Raw genomic sequence first — 22,735 nt, forward strand, 5'->3', positions numbered from 1 at the left:
ATCCCGAGGGAACTATAAAACTTCAGAACAAAAGCAGCGGTTATTCAGTCTTGTAAGCTCTTGTAAAGTCAATGGCTCCGCTGAAATCAATTTGAATACCTTTCACGTTTGGTTTCGTCAAGGAAACGTTAGTGTAATAGTAGATTGGTGCGAATACCGCATCATCCTGAATAAGGATTTTTTCTGCTTTAGCGTAAATTTCATTACGAGCCTTAGCATCGGTTGTTGCTTTAGATTGCTTGATCAAAGCATCATATTCAGGGTTGGAATATCCGGAATCGTTATTGCCGCTGTTTGTTGTGAACAATTCCAGGAAGTTGATCGGATCGTTGAAGTCCGCAGTCCAGCCCGCACGAGCGATCTGGTAGTTCAGTTGTCTGCGGTTATCAAGGAATACGCCCCACTCCTGATTTTGCGTTTGTACATCAACGCCAAGGTTTTTCTTCCACATATCCGCTACAGCAAGAGCGATCTTCTGATGCGCTTCACTGGAGTTGTAGATCAGTGTGACCGGAGGAATGGATGTAACTCCTTCCTCAGCCATGCCTTCCTGAAGAAGCTTCTTCGCTTCAGTCAAATCTTCAGTAAAGTAGGAAGTATCCTTAATTTCGTTACGGAATTCATCATTCTCACCCTTGATGCCAGGCGGGACGAATCCATAAGCAGGGATCTGTCCACCCAGGGTAACGTTGTCAACCAGCGGTTGACGCTCGATTGCCATGGCAAAGGCCTTACGAACTTTCACGTTGTTGAATGGCTTCTCTTGTGTGTTAAACAAGTAATAATACGTGCTCGCAATACCTTTAACATGAAATTCGTTCGGCAGCTGCTGTTTAACAGCCGGAATTTGGTCTGTTGGAATCTCGCCTGTTGGATGACCAGCGAAATCCAGCTGTCCGCTTTGGTAGGAGCTCAGCTCAGTTGCGCCGCTATTTACAAGAGACATATGAATTTTGCTCAGCTTGATGCCGTCTTTGTCCCAGTAGTTTTCGTTTTTAGATACTTCGATGGTTTGGCCTTTGGTCCAATCTGTCAAAGTAAAAGGTCCGTTTGTGATCATCGTATCTTTGTTGACAGCCCATTTTTCATTGTCTTTCACAGAGCTGTGAACTGGATAATAAGTATAGAAAGAAGTCAGACCCAGGAAGTAAGGTGTTGGGTTCTCCAGCTTAACTTCCAGCGTGTGGTCGTCGACAGCTTTCACGCCTACATCTTTGAAGTCAGTAACCTTTGGACCTTTGTATTCCTTAGTGCCAGTCAGGTTGTATGCTTCAGCATTCTTGATGTTGTACAATTGGTAAGCATATGGAGGAGCAGGTGCGGTAGAAGGGTCAAGCACACGCTGCCATGCGAACACAAAGTCGTTAGCAGTTACAGGATCGCCGTTGCTCCATTTCGCGTTATCGCGAAGCTTGAATGTATAGGTAAGCCCGTCTTCGGAAATTTCCCAAGATTCTGCTACGCCTGGCTGTTCTTTGCCGTCTTCACCCATTCTTGTAAGGCCTTCATACATCGTCTTCAGCACGGTGTTGGTCTGGCTGTCTTGCGCTTGTGCCGGATCAAATGTCGGCGGTTCGGACATCAGGTTAATGTTCAGCACCTGATCTGCGGCTGCAGCCGGTTCATTTGTAGTAGTTCCTTCAGGGCTCTGTGCACTGTTGTTATTGCCGCAGGCTGCAAGCAGTGAGCCGAGCGCCAGCACAAGAGTCAAAAGGATCAAGGAGCTCTTCCTTTTCATCTAGCGTATCCCCCTAAATTAAATGTGGTATATATGTTTATAGATTATACAACCAGCGGTCAAAAAAATCTACATTACATTCTTTTAATTTCAGGATTTTTTTAAAAAAAATCATTGTTTTTATCCATTTTTTGTTGGATTGTGTGAGGTATTATGACATGTAGTTGAATATGTAGCTAAAAATACCGATAAAAGTAAATAACAAATATGCAATTGAGCTTCCAACAAATGTCATCCTCCATACGGCTCGGATCAGCCTTTTCCAGTTGACTCCTCCTTTCAGCCTATTTTGGGCCCCGCCAATTAATCCCATGGTGATCAGAAGCAGCAATATTATGAGATAAATCCCGAATTTCGTTCCAAAAACAACGTTGAAAAGCGCCGCTACAGAAAAAACAAGAAAGAGAGTCGTAACGTCAATGGCAGCCAGCAGCGATCTTTTTTTGTCCTTTGTAATCCATAGCCCCACTCCATAGACAATCAGGAATGGGAAAATGGGCAGTACGCTTAAAAAAACAAGTGTATTTTGAACCGCGCTCATCCGTTTCCCCCCTGTACAGATTGCATTCCGTCGACGATGTCCCTGATCGTCTTGTGAAGCGGCGCGTCCATGCCCGCCTCCTGAGCAAGCCTGACGAACTGGCCGTTTATCGCTTCGATCTCGGTCCGCCTGCCCGCAAGCACATCCGCAAGCATGGAAGAACGGTTGGGCGCCGTACTCCTGCAGACCTGCAACATCTCTTCCCACCATTCCGCCTGGCAGGCTATATCGCAAGCCTCATAGATACGGATGCTTTCATCATACAGCTGCCTCAGCAGACCCATTCGTTCGGGAGAGGATAGCAGTTCTCCGTTTGGCACCCTCCATATCGCTGTCAACGGATTGATGACGGCATTGACCAGAAGCTTGCGGTAAATGCTTTGATCGATACTTTCCGAGAGACGTGTCTCAAGCCCGGCCTGTGTGAGCTTGTCCGCAAGCAGCTTCTCCCTGCCGTCCGAAGAGAACGGCCGAACCGAACCGCTGCAAATCGCATTGCCAAGCTCAGTCAAGCCTTCTCCGGCATGAATTACGGCCACATCACCGCTTCGTCTGGCCCCTTCCGTAGTGACAGCCCGATAGATGCAAGCATAGGGGAGATACTTCGTGAGAGTATCAGTATGCCCAATTCCATTTTGAATACTCAGAATTTTCAAATTATGAGCCGGTCCCTTTGCCAAACATTCCGCCGCTTTACGAATCCCGTCCTGCTTCGTCATCAGGAACACCCAGTCGCCTGCCTGCTCCATCAGCGGCCAGTTCTCCATCAGATGAACCTCAAATTGAGGATATGTAATAGTTATACTCTTACCGCTCTGCTCTGTTATAGTAATCCCCTTCTGCCTGAGTATGTCCGCGTTTTCAGCCCTCCGTACCCACAAGCGGATTTCCATACCCGCGGCGGCCATTTTGCCGGCATAGAGGAGTCCGAGCGCACCGGCCCCGATGATATCGATCCGCATGATTGTTCCCCCAATGTTTTTACTACTATTATATAACATAGTCAAAAGACAAAAAGCCGTCAATCTGCAGTTGCAGTCTGACGGCTTTTGAACCCGTTTTATTCAATACGTTCAAGGTTTCCGTTGGCATCCATTTTAAATCTGGACTTCAGTTCCTCATCCTCTTCATTAAGGAAAGCCAAGCGGCGGGCCCGATCCATAATCTGGATCAGCGCCTTGTAATCATCGTTGACAACCCGATAATCGGTTTGCACCTCGTTTACTTCCTTGGACAACCGCTCATTCTCGAGGCGGAGCTCATTCAGTTCTTCTTCTTTTTCCCGCAGCTCTTTTTCAAGCATCTTCATCTGGCGGCGGGTTTCCTGGATCGTGCCCTTCCACTGGCGCAGAAAACGGATGACCGCATCGATGGACAAGGAATCCTCGCTTGCCGAATCTTCCTGGTACGCTCCTTCCTCTTGATCAAGTCCCGAAAATGCCGTAATCTGGGACATGCTTACAGGGGTTTGCTTACGGATATAACTCCGCTTCTGCCGCTGGGCTTTTGCGATACTAATCGCTTCCTCATATCTTTTACGAACACAGCTATTCCAGCGGAAGCCGCATGCCGCGGCAGTCCGGGAAATCTTTTGGCCTACTTCTTCAAAAGCTGCAAGCTGTGTCCCCCCTTCACGGATATGGCGGAGCGTGACTTCCGCCAAGATGAGGTCATCCTCCGCGCTCCATGCATCCTGTCTTACTGCTGTCATGCTAAAGCCCTCCTAACAACATCCTAAATTACCGTCTTCATGAACCGGAAAGCCGGTAGTGAATAAGGTATAAAAGCTGCTCATTTCAATCCTATGCCTCTCGTAGAGTTCATAGAATCTATTGATACTAAAATGTATTCCCTAATTTTCAGGGGCTCATACCTGAATTCCAGAGTTTTAAGTCTCCGGTTCCTGTTTTACAATAGAGGAAGCCTAGAAACATAGACGGCGGCATATACATGAATAAACACGAAACCCGCAGATAAGGTTGGTTTGTAAGAAACAATGAAGATGCAAAAGGAGTTTTTCGTATTGAGAAGAAAGCACATCACCATAAAACTGGCTGCGATCTTCCTGTGCCTGTCCTTATGGATAAGCCTTCCCGCGAAGGCGGCTGCTATAGATGAACAAACCAGAAGAATTTTGGAGGACAGCCTTTCCATCGTGGAAATTGATCAGGAAATTGAGCGGATCGGGCGGCAGCAGACAGAAACGCAGCATAAACAGCAAAAGCTGCAGACGCAGCTCGGCATTCAGCGGGAACAGATTCAATTGCATCAGGAGCGGGCAGGCGTCGTTGTGCGTTCATATTATATGGGGGATAGGGATCAACTGCTCAGCATCTTGCTTGGAGCGAAAAATCTTGGACAAGCCCTGACACTGATCGATTATTATCAGATCATTATTAACCGTGACAAGGATATATTGACGGCATACCAGCAAAGATACACCTCTATTAGCGAGCTTGAGCAGCAGACCGCGATAGCAGCGGCGGAACTGCAGGATATGAAAAGCAGACTGATTTCCCAGCGGACCCGCGTCGCAGCGCTCCAGGAACGGGTGGACAAGCAGGTTAACGGGAGCAGCGATTCCGAAACGCTGAAGCGGCTGATCGAGGAAATGACATCCTATTGGGAAAATATCGGATTGTATGAGGTCAAGCGGCATTTTAAAGCACTGGCCGCAGCGATGGAAGGACTGCCACAATTTATTCAGGGGCAGAAAGGCGCTATTGTGACCAACGGAAAAACATATACCATTACGATCCAGCAAGAAGAATTTAACCGCTTCCTGCAGTCGAGAGACGAGATGTTCAAGCAATTCGGCTTCACCTTTGAGCAGGACGGTATTACCGTGCAGGGGAAAAGCGGGACGATGGAGCTATTGATCAAGGGCCATTATACACTAGAGAATATTCCGAAAAATGCCATCGTCTTTCATGTGGACAGACTTGTATTCAACGGACTGGAGCTGCCCGATACGACCCGCAGCAATCTGGAGCAGCAGTTTGATCTCGGCTTTTATCCGCAAATGCTGCTGCCGTACGTCAAAGCTACTGGTGTTGAAACGCTACCTCAGCTGCTTAAGGTTCAATTGGAGCTGAACCTGTAGGTTTCCTTTCAAATTTCGCATAAAAGCAGGCAACCCCACAATAGATGGAGTTGCCTGTGGTCTTTGACCGATACCTGATCATGTTTAGCTGGCACTCTTGCCAAACAAACAATAAATAAGGCTAACTACAGCTTTACGTGGGAGGAACCGGTAAACTTGTGATCTCCAGTAGTTTCCTTTCCCATCCACAACTGTCATCTTCCCTTTTTCCAATGCACGCAATCCGGTTCTAACAACGTTAATAGGTAATGTTTTCTTTCCTAGTCCACCGCCGTCGTTCCCCATAACCTCAAATATGTTGGTATCGGTCCGTCCAGGAGATAATGTGACAACCGAAATTCCTTTATCCCTTGTTTCTGCCCATAGTGCCTCACTCCAAGACACGACAAAAGACTTTGTTGCGCTATATACTGCCATATACGGCATCGGTTGAAAACCGCTGGTTGATGCTACATTAATAATAGCTCCTTTTTTACGCTTAAGCATGTCCTGCAAAAATAAATGCGTGAGGCTTACGACCGTCAATACGTTTAATTTGATTTCATTTTGCTGCCTTTTTAAGTCCAGTTCTTCAAAAAGGCCATATGATGCCACTCCCGCATTATTAACTAATAGATCCACATTTAGATGTAGTTCTTTAACACAGTTATATACGACTTGAGCAGCATGTTCTTCGGTAAGATCAGCAATTACCGCATCCACCCGAACTTTATACTTAGTTGTTAATGTATTAGCAAGTTTTTGCAGCTTGTCTTCGGAACGCGCTACGACAATCAGATTCATTCCTTTGGCAGCCAGTTCGTGAGCGAAGGAAGCTCCAATGCCAGAAGAGGCTCCGGTAATTAACGCCGTTTTCCCTTTATACATATGCAACCCACGACCCTTCATTTGATTTTACTCACAGTGCGCAAGAAGTTCATCAAGTTGCAAAATTAAATCCTTAAGTTGCCTTAACTTGCTCTTGGCACTCAAATGGTAGAAATTCATCGTTCCTTGTTTGCGAACGTTAATGATTTGCGCCTCTTTTAATATTTTTAAATGATGTGATACTGCGGGCCGGGATAATTTGGTCTGCTCTGTAATTTCCCCAACTCTCATGCCTGGCATTTGCGAACCCGTCATTAATGTTATTAGGATAGCTTGGCGGGTTTCATCACCAATTGCATACAATACCTTCTGGTTCTTTTTAAACGCACTCAGCAAACTGCCCCCACTAGTTGAATCAATCATTCCCTGCCCCCTTTCGTTGATTGGTTTAATTCATTCAACGATTCAAGAATAGCATGTATTAAGCTTTATAGCTACATTGGGAAAGAAAATCGAGACAGATGATGGGCTAGCCCACACCTTCAACCGACTGGAGATATGTAAGAAGATAGAGGCAACCGAACTTGCAAGGAGGTTGCCTCATGACGACAAAAGAACAAGCTTCGACAGCTCTTTTCCTATTATTTCTTGGGCAATAATCAACCTGCAGCCGGTCCTGCTATAGCAAATCCGCCGCCAGCTGCGCCAGCATGGAACGCTCCCCTTTTTCAAGGGTAATATGGCCGCTGATGTTTTCCTTCTTGAACTTCTCCACCACATAGCTTAATCCGTTGCTTGCGGCATCCAGATACGGGTGATCGATTTGCTCCGGATCCCCCAGCAATACAATCTTGCTGCCTTCCCCTACGCGGGAGACGATGGTTTTCACCTCGTGGCGCGACAGGTTCTGCGCTTCATCGATAATGATAAACTGGCCAGGGATGGATCTGCCGCGGATGTAGGTTAGCGCCTCCACTTGTATACTTCCAAGCCCCATTAAAATTTTATCGATGTCCCCGGATTTTTTTACATCAAATAAATATTCCAGGTTGTCATAGATGGGCTGCATCCATGGCCGCAGCTTCTCTTCTTTCTCGCCGGGAAGATAACCGATGTCCTTGCCCATTGGCACCACGGGTCTGGCAATCAGCAGCTTCTTGTACTTCCGTTCATCCTCAACCTTCATTAATCCCGCGGCAAGCGTGAGCAAGGTCTTACCCGTTCCTGCCTTGCCGGTAATCGTTACGAGCGGTATATCGTCATTCAGCAGCAGTTCAAGCGCCATTCTTTGCTGGGCGTTGCGGGCGCTGATCCCCCACACGGCATCATTGCTCATGTAGAGCGGTTCCAGCCTGCTGCCTTCCTTATTTGCCTTCAGTAGTGCTGATTTATTGGTCCCCATCTCATCTTTCAGAATGACAAATTCATTCGGGTACAGCTCATAAGGCAGATGAAGGGGCTTCACAGCCAAATAGCGGAAGGAATAGAATTCATCGATCACGGACGGGTGAACCTTTAGTGTGGAACAACCGTGATACAGCTCATCCGGCTCTGCAGTGCGGTCAGATAAAAAATCCTCCGTCATCAGGCCAAGCACATCCGCCTTGATCCGCACAAGCACATCCTTGCTGACCAAAACGACTGTGGCCGGTTCCTCCTTGTCCTGCTCCTCCAGCTGATAATTCAATGCTACAGCAAGAATCCGGTTATCGTTCGTGATTTCCCCGAACATCTCCTGCAGCTTAAGAAAACTTCGATGGTTCAGCTCAACTGTAAGCCTCCCCCCATGAGGAAGGGGAACACCACTGTGCAAATGTCCGTGTTCACGCAGGCCGTCCAGCAAGCGCGACACATTGCGGGCATTACGGCCGATCTCGTCCGCATTTCTTTTTTTCGAATCGATTTCCTCCAAAACGACAGCCGGGATTACGACATCATGTTCCTGGAAGGCATATATCGATCTCGGATCATGCAGCAGCACATTGGTATCCAGAACAAATATCTTCTTCATTCCAATCCCCTCCAAAACGGCATCATCGATGTGCGATCATTGCGTCTTCCACCGCATTTAACATGCTGCGGCCGGAAATGGGATGCGGCTTTTACTGCGTTTATGCTGATTTCTTTGCAGTCCACATAATACGAACCGTGCAGGACACAATAAGCTTAAAGCACCTGCAATGGTTCACTACAGTTTTTACGCAGGCATATTCCTCCCGAAAGGATGATTTGAGATGAATAAATGGATTGCGGCATCAGCCGTTTCCATACTTCTGCTGAGCGGATGTGGTGTTTCTGGTGACCGGAGTGCAAAAAACGCTACTACCGGCCAACCAACCGCCAAGCAGGCCGCCAATCAAACCGCCCGCAAGCTGAACGGTCAGCAGAATGCTGCTGCGCCGAAGACAAATGTAACGGTGCAAGCGGATCATCTGGCTGATTTGGCCCGTCGTGTGCAAGGCGTAAAGGACGCCAACTGCGTCGTACTCGGGAATACAGCGATTGTCGGCATTAACGTCGACGGCAAGCTGGACCGCTCGCGAGTCGGCACCATCAAATATTCAGTAGCCGAAGCTTTGGGCAAGGACCCGCACGGCCTGCGAACCCTCGTCACAGCCGACGCGGACATCAATAACCGGCTTGCCGAAATGGCTCACGATATCCGTGGCGGTTACCCCGTACAGGGATTCGGCAATGAATTGGCTGACATTATAGGCCGTATTATTCCGCAAATGTCAACAGGCAAAAAAGCTTCCCAGGCACCAGCCCCCTCCGGACACAACACCAAGCAGAGTGTACAAACAAAACAAAAAGCCCAGTGATTATTCACTAGGCTTTTTTTATGGCAGCATAAATCTGGCTGTCCAGTTTCGCTACAGCTCGCAGGCACAGAAGTCCGGCACATTGCGGAAGTGAAAGCAGCTCCATTCGTGAGAACTGATGAAACGGCGACCCGGTTACATGTCTTACGGATTCGGACATACATCTGCCTCCTTCAACACCCTAGAGTCTTGCTTGATGGTTCTACTGAATTATATCATATGCAGACAGCACCTACCAAGATTACGGATTTTCGGTTTGCTCAGCCGATGTCGTGCCGCTCTCCGTGGAAGGAGCCGAGACGCCGGCTTCTTCATCCTTCAAAGTCTGTCTCGCCTCATCCAATTCTTCTTCATTTATATAAACATACGGGCTGCGCCAAGTTCCTCCTACTGGCCGGTATTTCACATCATCCTTGGAAATATTCCAGTAGGTCGTCAGCAAATTTTTCATCTGCTGGGATTCAATATCTGTCGTCAAATTGTTATCCACCGCTTTGATCACATTGCCGAGCTTCGCAATGCCGCCAAACGATTGCATTTGGTCGATCAGAGAACGCAGCACCTGATTTTGTCTTTTGTTGCGGTCAAAATCATCAGAAGCCGCGGTTTTGGGCTTGCAGTTGGATTTGCGGTAGCGCACAAAATCCAGCGCCTCATCCCCGCTCAGATGCTTGTCCCCTGCCGTCAGATTAATATCGGTGCCGTCCGCACTGTCTCTGTAGCACATGTTCTTGTCGACAGTAACGTTCACTCCCCCCAGTTCGTCCACAATATCGCGGAATCCCTGGAAGTTAATTGCGGTTACATAATCGATATCGACATTCATATATTTGCTGATCAGGGTCTTCATCTCATCCTCAGCCGAAACCCCGCCTTCCTTCTCCTTGGATTTGAAAATTGGATAATACTCGTTCAGCTTGCGGGAATGATAGCCGTCAAGCTCAATCTTCGTATCCCGGGGCAAAGAAACCAGCGTGGCCGATTTGGTGTTCGGGTTTAAGGTTGCGACCATAACCACGTCAGACAGATAGGTCTGGTGTTTGGGACGATAATCCGTACCCAGCAGCAGCACGGTCAACGGCTTGGCCTGAGCCAGCTCCGTTTTTGGAACTTCCTTGTCGATCCCTGTATCGAGCACGGCTTCAACCTGTCTGCTGATGTAATAAGCGTAAACTCCTCCTGCAACCACACCGACAATCAGCAAAATCAGTACAAACAACATAAATGATTTCAGAAAGCTATTCTTCTTTTTCGCTTTTTGCTTTTTAACGGGCTTTTTCCCGGAGGATCTCCGCGGAGGCAGCCCGCTTTGGGGATTGCTCATGGTTCCACACCTTTTTCACATAAAATTTAGTAGACAGTCCGGTTGTCAAAAGCAGGGCGGGTCAATAAGTCAGTTCAAGAATGCATTGTCTGTCACGAAAATCAGCAGGGCGGCGCAGCCCCCGGAAGGACCCGCCGCCCTTAACATCAAGCTGTGGAATCTATCGCTCAACGCCAGGCATTCCGGTGTTTCGACGATTACGAATTAGCCTGAGCCATTTTGCGATGCTTCTCCGCACGTTCGCGTTCGCTCTTGTTCAAAATTTTCTTGCGCAGGCGAATCGATTTCGGCGTAATTTCACAGTATTCATCATCATTCAAGTATTCCAGCGCCTGCTCCATTGAGAAGATCACCGGTGTTTTCAGCTTAACCGTTTCATCCTTGGTAGCAGAACGAACGTTGGTCAGCTGCTTTTCTCTACAAATATTGACGACAATATCGTTATCGCGGGTATGCTCCCCAACGATCATGCCTTCATAGATTTCAGTTCCCGGCTCAACGAACAACGTGCCGCGGTCTTCTACACCCAGCATTCCATAGAAGGTGGAAGTTCCCGTTTCAGTCGAAATCAGCACTCCCTGGTGACGGCCGCCCACCTGCCCGCCAACCACAGGACCGTAGCTGTCAAACGCGTGGTTCATCACCCCGTAACCGCGCGTCAAGGTCAGGAAGTGTGTGCTGTAGCCGATCAGCCCGCGGGCAGGAATCAGGAACTCCAGACGGACCTGTCCTGTTCCGCTATTGATCATGTTGACCATTTCCGCTTTACGGCTGCCCAGGCTTTCCATAACAGCACCCATGCTCTCTTCAGGCACGTCGATCAGCAGGCGCTCAATCGGCTCCATGCGCTGGCCGTCGATTTCCTTCACGATAACTTCAGGCTTGGACACCTGCAGCTCGTATCCTTCGCGGCGCATGTTCTCAATCAGAATGCCGAGATGCAGCTCTCCACGTCCCGAGACGATAAAGGCGTCAGGGCTGTCTGTATCCTCCACCCGGAGGCTGACATCCGTTTCCAGCTCTTTAAGCAGACGCTCACGCAGCTTGCGGGAGGTGACCCACTTGCCTTCACGGCCTGCAAATGGGCTGTTGTTCACCAGGAATGTCATTTGCAGCGTAGGCTCGTCAATTTTAAGAACCGGCAGGGCTTCCGGTTTGTTCGGATCGGCAATCGTTTCACCGATATTGATATCCTTGATCCCGGCAATGGCAACAATATCACCCGCGCCGGCTTCCTCTGTCTCAATCCGCTTGAGCCCCTGGAAGCCGAAAAGCTTCTCGACACGGGCCGTTTTGGTGGAACCGTCACGCATCATGACCACAACCGGCTGGCCTTGACGGACAACGCCGCGGTTCACGCGTCCGACTGCTATTCTGCCAAGATACTCGTTATAATCCATCAGAGTAACCAGGAACTGCAGCGGCTCATTGACATTCTCGGTAGGTGCGGGAATGTGCTCCACAATCGTGTTGTACAATGCTTCCATGTTGCTATCCTGCTTGTCGGAATCCATGCTGGATGTGCCGTTCAAAGCGGAAGCATAGACAACCGGGAAGTCAAGCTGGTCATCATTTGCGCCAAGCTCGATGAACAGATCCAGCACTTCATCGATGACCTCGGCCGGACGGGCCGCAGGGCGGTCAATTTTGTTGACCACAACGATCGGTGTAAGATTCTGCTCTAGCGCTTTGCGCAGCACGAATTTGGTCTGCGGCATACAGCCTTCATAGGCGTCAACGACGAGCAGCACCCCGTCAACCATTTTCATAATCCGTTCCACTTCACCGCCAAAGTCGGCGTGTCCCGGTGTATCCACGATATTAATCAGATAGTCCTTGTACGTAATAGCCGTATTTTTGGCCAAAATGGTAATTCCGCGTTCACGCTCCAGATCGTTGGAATCCATTGCGCGTTCCTGAACCGCTTCATGCTCGCGGAATGTTCCGGATTGCTGAAGCAGCTTGTCAACCAGGGTCGTTTTGCCGTGGTCAACGTGGGCAATAATCGCAATATTGCGAATGTTCTCTCTTGCATGCATGGTTTGCTCTTATCCTTTCCGTATGTCAAATGGTGTTCTCTCTTTAATTTAAAGCAGGCTCACAAAATAAGCGTCGGGAAACACTCCGACGCTGTACCATATCCATTATATTATAGTTTATATATCATAGAAATCAAGAGCCCAAAGCGAAAAGTACACTATTCCCTGCCTGAACGAAGGCGGCTCATATGCCATGTACCTGCCGCGATTACTCCTCCGCACAGAACGGCCGGCAGCAGAGGGTGCATTTTATAGGAAAAGCCATCCAGAATTCCGCGCAAAAGCGGATCATTCATCATCATTTCACCGGCCGTAAAGGCCAGAATGGCGGAGCCTGCCAATACAAGAAAAGGAAAGCGCTGCAGCAGCGCCGAGATCAATGTGCTTCCCCATACGACGATCGGGATGCTGAGCGTGATACCGATGACGATGATGGCCAAATCTCCATCCGCCAGGGCAGCGATGGCCAGCACATTATCGAGGCTCATGACAAAATCCGCCGCAAGTATGATTTGCACCGCCTTGCCTACCGTGGCGGCCTCCTTGACCCCGTTTTCCCCTCCATTGTCAAAAAGGAGCTTAAAAGCAATCCACAGCAGCAGCAGCCCTCCCGCCCCTTGTATAAAAGGTATTCCGAGCAGCAGAACGGCACCGAACGTTAACGCACAGCGCAGCAGAACGGCACCCAATGAGCCCCACCAAATGGCCTGGCGCCGCTGTTTTATGGGCAAATTTTTGCTGGCCAGGGCTATTACGACTGCATTATCACCGCTCAGTACAAGATTGACCATCAAAATCTGCATCAGCAGCCAAATATGCTCCATATGTACAAACACCTCCACCCTAGCTGTATGCTTGAACAAGCCGGGGTATGCTTGACTCTCCGAGTTTTGGGGCACTATAATGAACTGATTTGTTCATATGTCTTGGTTGACAGTAAAAGGAGTGACAAACATCGTGGATTATTTTAGCCTTGAGTTTTTCCTGCTGCTGGTAAACGTAATATTTATCGACCTCATGCTGGCAGGAGATAATGCGATTGTCATCGGGCTGGCCGCGCGGAGGCTGCCGCCGCAAACACAAAAGAAAGCCATCCTGTACGGTACCGGTGGAGCTGTGCTGGTCCGGATTGCGGCGACCATTGTTGTGCTGTGGCTGCTCAAGATTCCGTGGCTGCTGCTGGCCGGGGGGCTGATGCTGATCTGGATCGCCTATAAGCTGCTGGTGGATCAGGAGGAGGAGCACACAGAGATTTCCGCAGGAGCCACACTCGGACAGGCTGTGCGCACGATTGTCGTGGCCGACGCCGCCATGGGCCTGGATAATGTGATTGCCGTGGCAGGTGCCGCCCAGCAGCATCTCGTTCTCGTGGTCATCGGGCTGCTGATCAGCGTGCCGATCGTGGTATGGGGAAGCACCCTGTTTATCAAGCTGATCAACCGCTTCCCGTGGATCATATACGTAGGGGCCGCCGTCCTCGGATATACCGCCTCCCATATGATTACGGAAGAAGCGAGAATCGAGCCCTATTTTACAGAACATCCCGCTCTGCGCATCCTGTTTATGGCAGCGGTTGTCGCCGGGATTCTCCTCGCCGGATATCTGGCCAACCGCAGAGCCGCGCAAAAGAAGGGCAGTCAGAAACGCTCTTATTCTTAAAATGTCATGCACGCACAGAGCAAAAAAAGCTTTCGGCCATATACGCCGAAAGCTTTTTTAAACTCTAAACCCAGTCTTTCAAGGACACGGGTTTCTCTTTTTTGCATGATGGATAAGCACGAAGCAGCGGAGAGAACGAAACAATTCCGGAAAAGCGGAGCGCTCGCCTTTGGCCCGAAGGGTCAACAGCGATTGTAGGAATGTTTCGTTCTCGGAGCGTCTTCGGAGCGTCTTACAGCAGCTTGCAAAAGGAGGAGTCCCGGGTCATTAAAACCATTCCTCACGAACCGCATTCTCCTTGCGTCCCCATACCTTGCCGTTAGCCTCCAGGACAAGCGTTTCCGTCGCCTCAACCGCCTGATCAATCATAGCTGGAAGCTCCTGCAGGGATGCCTCCACCCTTTCCACAACCCCCAAATTCGGATTGGTCGTCGGTGACTTGGGCACGAACAGGGTACAACAATCCTCATAAGGCAAAATGGACAGCTCATAGGTCCCGATTTTTTGCGCGATATCAATAATTTCGTTCTTATCCATCATGACCAGCGGGCGCAGCAGCGGAAGGTCTGTAGCCCGTCCGATAACATTCATGCTTGACAGGGTCTGGCTCGCTACCTGGCCCAGGCTGTCACCCGTCACGATCGCAAGCGCGCCTTCTCGCTCTGCCAGCTTCGTCGCAATCCGCAGCATGGATCTGCGCATGAGCGTGATGATCATATTGTCCTGGCCCGTACGGGTAAACGAAGTCTGAATCTCCGTAAAAGGCACCAGATGAAGCTTAACCCGCCCTGCATATCCGGCAAGCACTTTAGCCAAATCAATGACCTTTTCCTTGGCCAGCTCGCTAGTGTAGGGATAACTGTAAAAATGGACGCATTCAACCTCCAGGCCCCTGCGCATGGATGACCACGCCGCAACCGGACTGTCGATGCCCCCCGACAGCAGCAGCATCGCCTTGCCATTCGTGCCGTACGGAAATCCGCCCGCTGCCGGAATCACTTCACTGAACACGTAGACTCCCTGCTGACGCACCTCCACCCGCAGCTCCAGCTCAGGGTTCCTAACATCAACCTTGAGCGCAGGAAAGGCCTGCAGCACAGGCGAGCCGATCAGGTGATTCATTTCCTGTGAGGAATGGGGGAAATCCTTCCATACACGGCGCGCATGCACTTTGAAGGTCGTTCCTTCAGCGGGCGCAAGTTCCTTAATGAGCGCGGTCGCCGTGGCAGCGATCTCTTCGATATCCAGCGGCGCAACCTTTACGGGACTGATGGAAGTGATGCCAAACACCCTCTGCAGTGTGACAATCATCTGCTCATACGGCTCACCGTTTAGTACAACATATAATCGTCCGAACTCATGGTTCAGCTTTACTTTCGGATAGCTCTGAAGCAGCGCCCTTACCTGGGACACCGCCGCTCTTTCAAATCGCCCGCGGTTTCTCCCCTTAAGAGTAAACTCTCCGAAGCGCAGCAGCAGCATATCATAATTCAATTATCTTTCCCACCTTTCTACTGTTTTCAGCCGTGCCGTCATTTCCTGTATGGCCAGGGCTAGCTGCTGCACCTCTGCTGCCGTATGGCTGTCTCCAAAGCTGATGCGGATGCCGCCTGAAGCGGCATTCCCGCTTCTGCCCATGGCGAGCAGCACGCGGCTCGGCTCAGCGAGTCTGGAGGAGCAGGCCGACTTGGTCGATACGGCCGCGCCAAGCAGCTCCATTGTATGCAGCATGACCTCCGCCTTCATTCCCGGATGGGAGAAATTCACGATATGCGGAGCTTCAGCTCCGCTGTTCAGCACAAGTACCGGGTTTTGGCGTATTGCCTCCATAATGATGTCACGCCATCCGGATGCAGCGGCCGCAAACCGCGCTTGCCTTTCCGCGGCCATTCGTACCGCCTTGGCCAAGCCTACAATGAGCGGGATGTTCTCCGTGCCTGCCCGCAGGTCAAACTCCTGTCCTCCCCCTGTCAACAACGGGGAGAGCTTTATCCCTTCCCTTACATAAAGCAGCCCCGTGCCCTTCGGTCCACGGATTTTATGGCCGGAGAGACTGAACAGGTCAACGCCCCAATCTTTAAGCTTGACCGGCAGCTTGCCGAAGCTCTGTACCCCGTCTACATGAAAAAGAACTTTGGGGAACTCTGCCTTCAAACGAGGTCCAATTTCATGAATCGGCTGAATGCGCCCGGTTTCATTGTTGACATGCATAATGCTGACAAGCACTGTGTCTTTACGAATAGCGGCTGCAACCTGCTCGGCACTGACATGCCCTTCTTCATCCACAGGCAGCACAGTGAGTTCGTACCCCATTTGCTCCAGCTGTCTGCAGCTCTCATATACCGAGGGATGCTCGGTGGCCGCTGTCACAAGATGACGGCCTCTCGATGCGAATTGCAGCGCTGCCCCCTTCACAGCCAGATTGTTGCTTTCTGTCGCCCCTGACGTAAAAATGATTTCCCCTGGTTTGACCTTCAGGGCGGCCGCACATACTTCACGGGCCCTCTTGAGCAATTGCCCGGCTTCTTCGCCGTATTTATGCAGGGAAGACGGATTCCCGTAGTGCCTTCTCATCAGTTCCGCGACGGTTTCAACGACCTCCTCATACGGAGGGGTCGTTGCCGCGTGATCAAAGTATAACAACTTCATGCCCCCTTTTCTTGCGACCAAAACAAAAAGACCAATAGAGGAGCGCTCGTCCAAGCCGGCTTCCCCGTATTGATCCTTTGGCGGACCTCATCCCGGTTCAGAAATATTCGTTCATCACCTTCTAGCCAGAAAATTTAGCACGGGCGTTTTGAATTTTGGCCACATAATTCTGTGTCTCAACCGGCAGCAGATTCAGCACGGACATCAGCTCCGCGTCACTGGATATCCCAAGACGCTCTACCTTGGACGGACCTGCATTATAAGCTGCAAGCGCCATATTCTCCTGTCCGCCGAAGCGCTTCAGCTGATAGGACAAATAGCGGACACCTGCGTCGATATTCTCCGCGGGATCAAACGGATCGCTCACTCCAAGCCCCTGAGCCGTAGCATCCATCAGCTGCATCAGCCCTTTTGCTCCTGCCGAAGAGACGGCATTCGGGTTAAAAGAGGACTCTGTATCGATAACAGCCTTGATCAGGGATTCAGGCACTCCGTATTTTGTGCTGGCCGCCGAGATCAGCGAATCGAATGATGTAGGCAGGCTGAATGTTTCCCCTGAGGACACTGTATTGTCCAGCGGGGACGTGTAAGAAGATGATCCTGCGGCCGAGCCAAGCTGCAGCCATAGCAGACCGTTCTCTCTTGTCACTGCACCTTGAAGTGCAGCCTCTTCCGGCTGCTGTTCAACCTGGGCGATCAAATTGGCAAAGTCGGAACCGCTGTTCCGGGCTTCGCTTGAACTTGCGCTATTCGCCAACTGCATATCGACGGCCTGCTTCGACACGCGCGGATCTATTTGCATGTATAATTCCCAACTTTCTTTACATATAGTATAAGCTGCTGGTATTAAATCATTTATCTGAGCATACGGCATCATTGCTTATGATACAACTTTTTGTTAGTGTCTGCCAGAGGTTTTGTCGAAAAAAAGAGCCCCGTCCCTTTAGGGAGGAGCTGATCCGTTTTGGTACATATGAACTCCGGCTATCGAACGAACGGAATAAATACGAAATAACTGATCGTCGCCACCAGCCCCAGGCCGATCGCCCATCCGCCCAAGGTTCTCTTGCCATTGAAGAAGGAATAGATGCCAAGAATCGCTGCGATTGGGCCTAGTACGATAGACCACATGAACAACGCCAGAATCCCCAGCGCAATGCCTGCATAGCCTGCAGTGTTACCCATTGTGCCTGTTTCCCGTACTTCTCTTCTGTCTTCAACCGGTTTGACGGGAGCCACTTCGGCAGCATATTCCTCCTGATGATCCCGGCGCGGATAATCCACACGGTCACGCACTACAAGAGCTTTGGATGAGCGCTTGTCCGAAATTTTACTTTTACCGTTATTTTCTTCCATAAGTTTGCGCACCTCCGCATTTTGTGTAAGGGGTAACAGAGCGGTCTGGACTACTTTGATTTTTTCGGTGTAAAGGTATGACAGCAGGTGGCCGCGGAGTTATCCGCGTACTCTCGTTCAGTGGTGCTAAACGTTTCCCCTGCGTATTCCTCCTGCAGCTTTCTGCCTGCATGGCGGTCAATGTCAATCATGATGACGTCCGCCTTGCAGATGTTGTTCTGTCCCCAATAATGACAGTTTGATACACTGCACCGGACTGCGGGATTGTCCTGTTGGCTCATATTCATCACCTCAAGGCTCATTATGTCCCCTCCAGCCTGCCCGTATGCCGCATACAACATGGGAGTTGATAACAAACATGCACAAAAAAAGCCGCTAACGGTTTACCAGAACTAACCTGGTCTAACCATTAACAGCTTTTACATTTGTTATTATGCGTGACTGCGACGGCTCTGCATCCGGCGCTGAGTCAGATAGTCGCTTTCATAATAGGTAAGATCGTCGCGAAGCTCTTCGTACGTTCTGGTGATGTCCATAATTACCGCCCGCACTTCAGGAAGAACGGTCTTGCGGAAGCGTATGGCATCCTGTCCTGTATAAGCATAACGGCCATCTTCAACATAGGATTCGTTCTTGGGATAGAAGAAGCTGTTCACACAGTCATGGTACACATTATACAGAGCCTTTTCGGCGAAATCGACATCAAAATTGGCACGCCGCAAAGCGACACCCAGCTTTTCGTAAGAAACTTCGGAGAAAACAAGCAGGTGCCGGAGATCCGACAGAAATCCCCTGTAATACTGCACCGTCTCTTCATCCTGTTCCGCGCTCAGCTGCGGCATGGCATGCTCATTAAGAAACGATTCAACCCGCCCGATGGCAAATGTTAGCTTCTCCCGTGTGGACTCACATAATTTTTGTACATTTACTGCTGACATAGATGCAGCTCTCCCCCTCTGATCAATTCCTTCAATAATCGGTTTACCCGGTTTCATCCCGTTTAAACAGCAAGCCTTAATTTCAGTAATTATCCTACCATAATTGACGGACAAACGGTATAAAAAACTGCGAAGCTTCCCACGCTAAGCGTACCCAAATTTCGATTTACAGGAGGACCTGATATGTCCCGTCATAGATGGATTAAAGCAACTTTAGGAATTGCCGCCTGTTTGCTGGTTGTTGGCATACTTCTTCCCTGGAACGACAACAGACAGAAGCAGCCTCAAGCTCCCCGGTCTCTTTCCGTGCGTACACCGGATAGACAGGGTACGGAAATGGAAATGAAAAAGACGTTATTATCAGGCGATATTAACGCGACCAGAAAATTGCTCAGACATGATGCAAAAGGCCATCTTCATGCCATGCTGGACGCACTGAACAGCAGCAGTGACGGCAGCATTTCCGCTTACGGTGCTGACATGAAAAAAAGCCACCGCCAGCTGCACGCGCTGATTTGGGTGGACAGACACAACGGCCGCTCGCGACAGATCGCCGGAGCCAATCTCAATCGCGATGCGGCGGGAAAAGCCAAGGCTGTCCGCTCGGGCATTCAAACCGCCAAAGAAGCGGTGAAACGCGGCAAATCGTATGAATCCCCGTCGCTTCTGGCCGGAAAGGACCGTTACTTCATCCTTGCGGAGCCTTCGGCAGACGGCAAACATGCTGTGATTGGCCTGTTTAACGAGCAAGTGCTAAACGCTGTCGAGGAGCACCAGCGGCGCAATCTGCGCATGATTCCCTATCCGCGCGAAGGGCGTTTCAAGGTTGAGTCCGTTTATCCGAACACACTGCAGGATATCACCGTCAAAACGGGCCATGACAACGAAAATGCCAGCCATTTTTACGAAAATGAAATCGTCGTCCGCTTCCGAAACCAGCCGGGAACGGAGCGGCTGGAACAAATTCGCCGCGATCTGCAGTGCAAAGAGGAAGGACGAAAGCTTGGGGACACCTACATCTTTCGCTCTAACAGCATGAATTACCAGCAATTGAAGCAGTATTTCAATAAAAAATGGAATCCGCTTTACACCGAGCCTCATTACATGTATTTGACCAATGACGAAACGGCAAAGGATGCCAAAGCCGTATCCGTTCCCAATGACATCCTTTTCTTGCGGTACCAATGGAATTTGCCGGCTGTTGAAGCAAACCGCAGCTGGAATTTGTCCAGAGGCAGCAAGGACGTCAAGGTAGCTGTTGTGGATACCGGCGCGGATTTGGATCATCCGGATCTGAAGGGACAGTTCGTTCAAGGCTACAATATCATTGATCCCGCCAAAAAGCCCTATGACGATGTCGGTCACGGCACACATGTAGCAGGCATCATTTCCGCGCTTGTCAACAACAATGAAGGCGTGGCAGGCATCACATGGTACAACAAAATAATGCCTGTAAAGGTGTTGGACAAATCCGGCTCAGGCACGACTTATTCCGTTGCGCAAGGGATCATATGGGCTGCGGATCACGGCGCCAAGGTCATTAATCTGAGCCTGGGCAACTATGCCGATTCGCAATTTCTGCATGATGCGATCAAATACGCTTATAACAAGGATGTCGTGCTTATTTCGGCAGCAGGCAACGATAATACGGAGCGGCCGGGCTATCCGGCGGCTTACCCTGAAGTATTGGCCGTTGCCGCTACGGATTCATCCATGAAGCGGGCCTCCTATTCCAACTACGGAGATTATATCGACGTGGCCGCGCCCGGAACAAACATCGCCAGCACCTTTCCGGGCAGCCAATACGCCGCCCTGTCCGGAACTTCCATGGCCAGCCCTCACGTCGCCGCCGTAGCTGCGCTGATCCGCTCGCAGAATCCGGAGCTTCAGAACACCGAGGTTATGGATATTTTACGCAATAACGTGATTGATTTGGGCGGGGCGGGACATGACAAATATTTTGGATACGGATTAATCGATTCGTACAAGGCACTCAGCGCAGCGCAAGGCGAAGGCGCTCCGCTTCAATTGTGGCCGCAGCATCTGCGCAGCAGGCTGGAATCCATTCTGCGCAGATTCAATCAGTAACCGCCAAAAGGCGGATCCGAAGCATTCGGGTCTGCCTTTTTCTCTGCTTTACAGTACGGGTTTACGTTCCGGAGAAGCCGTGCGACTTTCGGCAATGAGGCCGCACAGCAGCTTCAATCCTTCCTGAAGCTTGTCTTCCGCCGGATAGGTGAAGGAAACGCGGATATGGCGGCTGTCCGCTTCTCCAGCGTAGCAGACACCGCCTGGCAGGAAGGAAACCCCTGCCTGCTCAGCGCGCCTTTCAAGCGATACCGGGTCTGCGTACGCCGGCAGCTTAAGCCATAGATTCAACCCGCCCTCCGGCACATTCCAGCTCAGATCTGCCGGGGCATGCTTCCGCAGCACCGTTAAAGCCAGCTGCAGTCTGCGCCGCAAAACGGTTCTCAGCTGCTCTAAATGCTGCTCCAGTCTGGCTTCAATGAACGGTTGCAGCGCTTTTTGCGTCATCAATGGGCTGCCGAGATCTGTCGTTGATTTGGCGGCAATCAGCCGGGAAAGCACGCTTCCGTGCGCAGCCATGCAGGCAATTCTGCAGCCAGGGGCAAGCGTCTTGCTATAACTTCTGATATAAATGACATGACCCGCCTGGTCATGACACTTGATCGGATGCGGAGGCGGTTCGTTGTAATACAGGCTGGAGAACGGGTCGTCCTCCACGATCAGGCAGTGATAGCTCTGCGCCAAATCCACAAGCTGACGGCGTCTTCTCATGCTCATCGTCACGCCTGTGGGATTATGAAAGGTCGGGATGCAGTAGATGAGCTTAGGGGGATTCAGATCACACAGCTTGGTCAGCATGTCCACCTTCATCCCCTCTTCATCCATAGGAACCATGATGATCTTGGCGCCTCTGCTGGCAAACACATCAATCGCCCCGGTATAGCTCGGCGCCTCCATATAGACGACGTCTCCCGGGCCCACGAAGGTGCGGGCCACCAGATCGATCCCCTGCTGTGCTCCGCTTGTAATCAGCAGATTTTCGGCCGTTACGGTCATGCCGCTCTCATTAAATACAGAAGCAAGCGCCTTCCGCAGCCCAAAATCGCCGGAAAAAGAGCCGTAATTAGCCATCAGGGCCGGGTCATCCGAAAGCATTTTATAGACATTGGCCACAACTTCACGGGTCGGAAGCAGTTCCTCCTGAATAGCGGCTTTATGAAATTGATAACGTGCGGGCAGAACATGGTTGAAATTATGCCACAGCTGTGCTCTGGGCAAATAATCCATCAGCGACAGCTGCCAGGAAAGATCTGCTTCATCCCCTGTCGTAGCCTCCCCGGCCCCGGCGGATACATAACAACCCTTCCCCTGTGAGCAGGTAATCAGGCCTTCCGCCTCCAGCTCGGCATAAGCTTTGCTGACCGTTACCTGACTTACGGACAGCTGAGCGGACAAATTCCTGACGGAAAGCAGCTTCGTGCCCGGGGCCATGAGTCCTGACCGTATCCGGTCTCCGAGCGTGACGGCAATTTGCGAATACAGCTTGGTGCTGCTGTGCCGGCTTAATTCGATATGCAAACCTTCCACCTCCAGCTATTGGCTGTTATACTGGCAGCTTTACTGTTATACACCATACCATGTATACTACTAAAAATTTAAAGATTTAAGTTTAGAAACTTACGTCTATGGCTGCTGGTTTTCGTTATCTCATACCTTATACTATAACGGAAA

General features: G+C 50.4%; 23 protein-coding genes. 5 read left to right on the plus strand and 18 right to left on the minus strand.

Annotation, left to right across the window (positions count from 1 at the left end; translation table 11 throughout):
• Nucleotides 1–40: 40 nt before the first annotated feature.
• From ACI1P2_RS22110 to ACI1P2_RS22125, 4 genes are all read right to left on the minus strand, one after another.
• Entirely contained in the window at nt 41–1,738 is a 1,698-nt protein-coding gene (locus ACI1P2_RS22110) for a peptide ABC transporter substrate-binding protein (protein WP_355322691.1), read from the minus strand.
• 151 nt (nt 1,739–1,889) lie between these two features.
• Nucleotides 1,890–2,279 carry a DUF3397 domain-containing protein gene (locus ACI1P2_RS22115; protein WP_355322693.1) on the minus strand — a complete coding sequence of 130 codons (390 nt, stop codon included), beginning with the start codon at nt 2,277–2,279 and terminating at the stop codon, nt 1,890–1,892.
• Nucleotides 2,276–3,241 carry a ketopantoate reductase family protein gene (locus tag ACI1P2_RS22120; RefSeq protein WP_355322695.1) on the minus strand — a complete coding sequence of 322 codons (966 nt, stop codon included), beginning with the start codon at nt 3,239–3,241 and terminating at the stop codon, nt 2,276–2,278. The genes ACI1P2_RS22115 and ACI1P2_RS22120 overlap by 4 nt, the downstream gene beginning before the upstream one ends.
• Nucleotides 3,242–3,339: 98 nt before the next feature.
• Nucleotides 3,340–3,990: an RsfA family transcriptional regulator gene (locus ACI1P2_RS22125; RefSeq protein WP_355322697.1), complete on the minus strand. Its 651-nt coding sequence runs from the start codon at nt 3,988–3,990 to the stop codon at nt 3,340–3,342.
• Between the two features lie 312 nt (nt 3,991–4,302).
• Between ACI1P2_RS22125 and ACI1P2_RS22130 the strand changes: the two genes are divergently transcribed.
• The gene (locus ACI1P2_RS22130; protein WP_355322699.1) at nt 4,303–5,382 is read left to right on the plus strand and encodes a coiled-coil domain-containing protein; all 1,080 of its coding nucleotides are present in this window, start codon (nt 4,303–4,305) and stop codon (nt 5,380–5,382) included.
• A gap of 84 nt (nt 5,383–5,466) precedes the next feature.
• Here ACI1P2_RS22130 and ACI1P2_RS22135 read toward each other — a convergent pair whose 3' ends face one another.
• From ACI1P2_RS22135 to ACI1P2_RS22145, 3 genes are all read right to left on the minus strand, one after another.
• Nucleotides 5,467–6,249 (minus strand): SDR family NAD(P)-dependent oxidoreductase, encoded by a 783-nt coding sequence (locus ACI1P2_RS22135; RefSeq protein ID WP_408976301.1) that lies wholly within the window; start codon nt 6,247–6,249, stop codon nt 5,467–5,469.
• Between the two features lie 27 nt (nt 6,250–6,276).
• A complete protein-coding gene (locus ACI1P2_RS22140) occupies nt 6,277–6,612 on the minus strand; it encodes an ArsR/SmtB family transcription factor (RefSeq protein ID WP_355322703.1) in 336 nt (111 codons plus the stop codon).
• 256 nt (nt 6,613–6,868) lie between these two features.
• Entirely contained in the window at nt 6,869–8,200 is a 1,332-nt protein-coding gene (locus ACI1P2_RS22145) for a PhoH family protein (protein WP_355322705.1), read from the minus strand.
• Nucleotides 8,201–8,423: 223 nt separating this feature from the next.
• On the opposite strand from ACI1P2_RS22145, the gene ACI1P2_RS22150 reads away from it, so the two are divergent.
• Nucleotides 8,424–9,011: a YhcN/YlaJ family sporulation lipoprotein gene (locus tag ACI1P2_RS22150; RefSeq protein ID WP_355322707.1), complete on the plus strand. Its 588-nt coding sequence runs from the start codon at nt 8,424–8,426 to the stop codon at nt 9,009–9,011.
• Nucleotides 9,012–9,018: 7 nt separating this feature from the next.
• Here ACI1P2_RS22150 and ACI1P2_RS22155 read toward each other — a convergent pair whose 3' ends face one another.
• On the minus strand, nt 9,019–9,171 hold the full coding sequence (locus tag ACI1P2_RS22155) for a hypothetical protein (protein WP_355322709.1): 153 nt from the start codon (nt 9,169–9,171) through the stop codon (nt 9,019–9,021).
• An 81-nt stretch (nt 9,172–9,252) separates the two neighbouring features.
• Complete coding sequence (locus ACI1P2_RS22160; RefSeq protein ID WP_355322711.1) at nt 9,253–10,335, minus strand: LCP family protein; 1,083 nt, start codon at nt 10,333–10,335, stop codon at nt 9,253–9,255.
• Nucleotides 10,336–10,420: 85 nt separating this feature from the next.
• On the opposite strand from ACI1P2_RS22160, the gene ACI1P2_RS22165 reads away from it, so the two are divergent.
• Nucleotides 10,421–10,543 carry a hypothetical protein gene (locus ACI1P2_RS22165; protein WP_355322713.1) on the plus strand — a complete coding sequence of 41 codons (123 nt, stop codon included), beginning with the start codon at nt 10,421–10,423 and terminating at the stop codon, nt 10,541–10,543.
• Here the strand turns inward: ACI1P2_RS22165 and typA are convergent.
• The gene (gene typA, locus ACI1P2_RS22170) at nt 10,533–12,374 is read right to left on the minus strand and encodes a translational GTPase TypA (RefSeq protein ID WP_355322715.1); all 1,842 of its coding nucleotides are present in this window, start codon (nt 12,372–12,374) and stop codon (nt 10,533–10,535) included. The genes ACI1P2_RS22165 and typA overlap by 11 nt on opposite strands.
• A gap of 158 nt (nt 12,375–12,532) precedes the next feature.
• A complete protein-coding gene (locus tag ACI1P2_RS22175) occupies nt 12,533–13,198 on the minus strand; it encodes a TerC family protein (RefSeq protein ID WP_355322717.1) in 666 nt (221 codons plus the stop codon).
• A gap of 133 nt (nt 13,199–13,331) precedes the next feature.
• Here ACI1P2_RS22175 and ACI1P2_RS22180 point away from each other — a divergent pair, with 133 nt between their 5' ends.
• Nucleotides 13,332–14,033, plus strand: coding sequence for a TerC family protein (locus ACI1P2_RS22180; RefSeq protein ID WP_408976302.1), 702 nt, complete (start codon nt 13,332–13,334; stop codon nt 14,031–14,033).
• A 267-nt stretch (nt 14,034–14,300) separates the two neighbouring features.
• Here the strand turns inward: ACI1P2_RS22180 and thiI are convergent, their stop codons facing one another.
• The 6 genes from thiI to ACI1P2_RS22210 all read right to left on the minus strand — a co-directional run bounded on the left by thiI (nt 14,301) and on the right by ACI1P2_RS22210 (nt 18,976).
• Complete coding sequence (gene thiI, locus ACI1P2_RS22185) at nt 14,301–15,527, minus strand: tRNA uracil 4-sulfurtransferase ThiI (RefSeq protein ID WP_355322721.1); 1,227 nt, start codon at nt 15,525–15,527, stop codon at nt 14,301–14,303.
• A complete protein-coding gene (locus ACI1P2_RS22190) occupies nt 15,528–16,676 on the minus strand; it encodes a cysteine desulfurase family protein (RefSeq protein ID WP_355322723.1) in 1,149 nt (382 codons plus the stop codon).
• A 127-nt stretch (nt 16,677–16,803) separates the two neighbouring features.
• Nucleotides 16,804–17,484, minus strand: coding sequence for a lytic transglycosylase domain-containing protein (locus ACI1P2_RS22195; RefSeq protein WP_355322725.1), 681 nt, complete (start codon nt 17,482–17,484; stop codon nt 16,804–16,806).
• A gap of 182 nt (nt 17,485–17,666) precedes the next feature.
• Nucleotides 17,667–18,038, minus strand: a complete 372-nt coding sequence (locus tag ACI1P2_RS22200) for a hypothetical protein (protein WP_355322727.1) — start codon at nt 18,036–18,038, stop codon at nt 17,667–17,669.
• Between the two features lie 50 nt (nt 18,039–18,088).
• A complete protein-coding gene (locus ACI1P2_RS22205; RefSeq protein ID WP_355322809.1) occupies nt 18,089–18,319 on the minus strand; it encodes a DUF1540 domain-containing protein in 231 nt (76 codons plus the stop codon).
• Between the two features lie 150 nt (nt 18,320–18,469).
• Nucleotides 18,470–18,976, minus strand: a complete 507-nt coding sequence (locus tag ACI1P2_RS22210) for a YpuI family protein (RefSeq protein WP_355322729.1) — start codon at nt 18,974–18,976, stop codon at nt 18,470–18,472.
• 183 nt (nt 18,977–19,159) lie between these two features.
• Here ACI1P2_RS22210 and ACI1P2_RS22215 point away from each other — a divergent pair, with 183 nt between their 5' ends.
• Complete coding sequence (locus ACI1P2_RS22215; protein ID WP_355322731.1) at nt 19,160–21,064, plus strand: S8 family peptidase; 1,905 nt, start codon at nt 19,160–19,162, stop codon at nt 21,062–21,064.
• Nucleotides 21,065–21,112: 48 nt separating this feature from the next.
• On the opposite strand, the gene pdxR is transcribed toward ACI1P2_RS22215, so the two are convergent.
• On the minus strand, nt 21,113–22,582 hold the full coding sequence (gene pdxR / locus ACI1P2_RS22220) for a MocR-like pyridoxine biosynthesis transcription factor PdxR (RefSeq protein ID WP_355322733.1): 1,470 nt from the start codon (nt 22,580–22,582) through the stop codon (nt 21,113–21,115).
• Between the last annotated feature and the right edge of the window lie 153 nt (nt 22,583–22,735).

The sequence above is a fragment of the Paenibacillus jiangxiensis genome (assembly GCF_046098255.1).
Classification (GTDB): domain Bacteria; phylum Bacillota; class Bacilli; order Paenibacillales; family Paenibacillaceae; genus Paenibacillus; species Paenibacillus jiagnxiensis.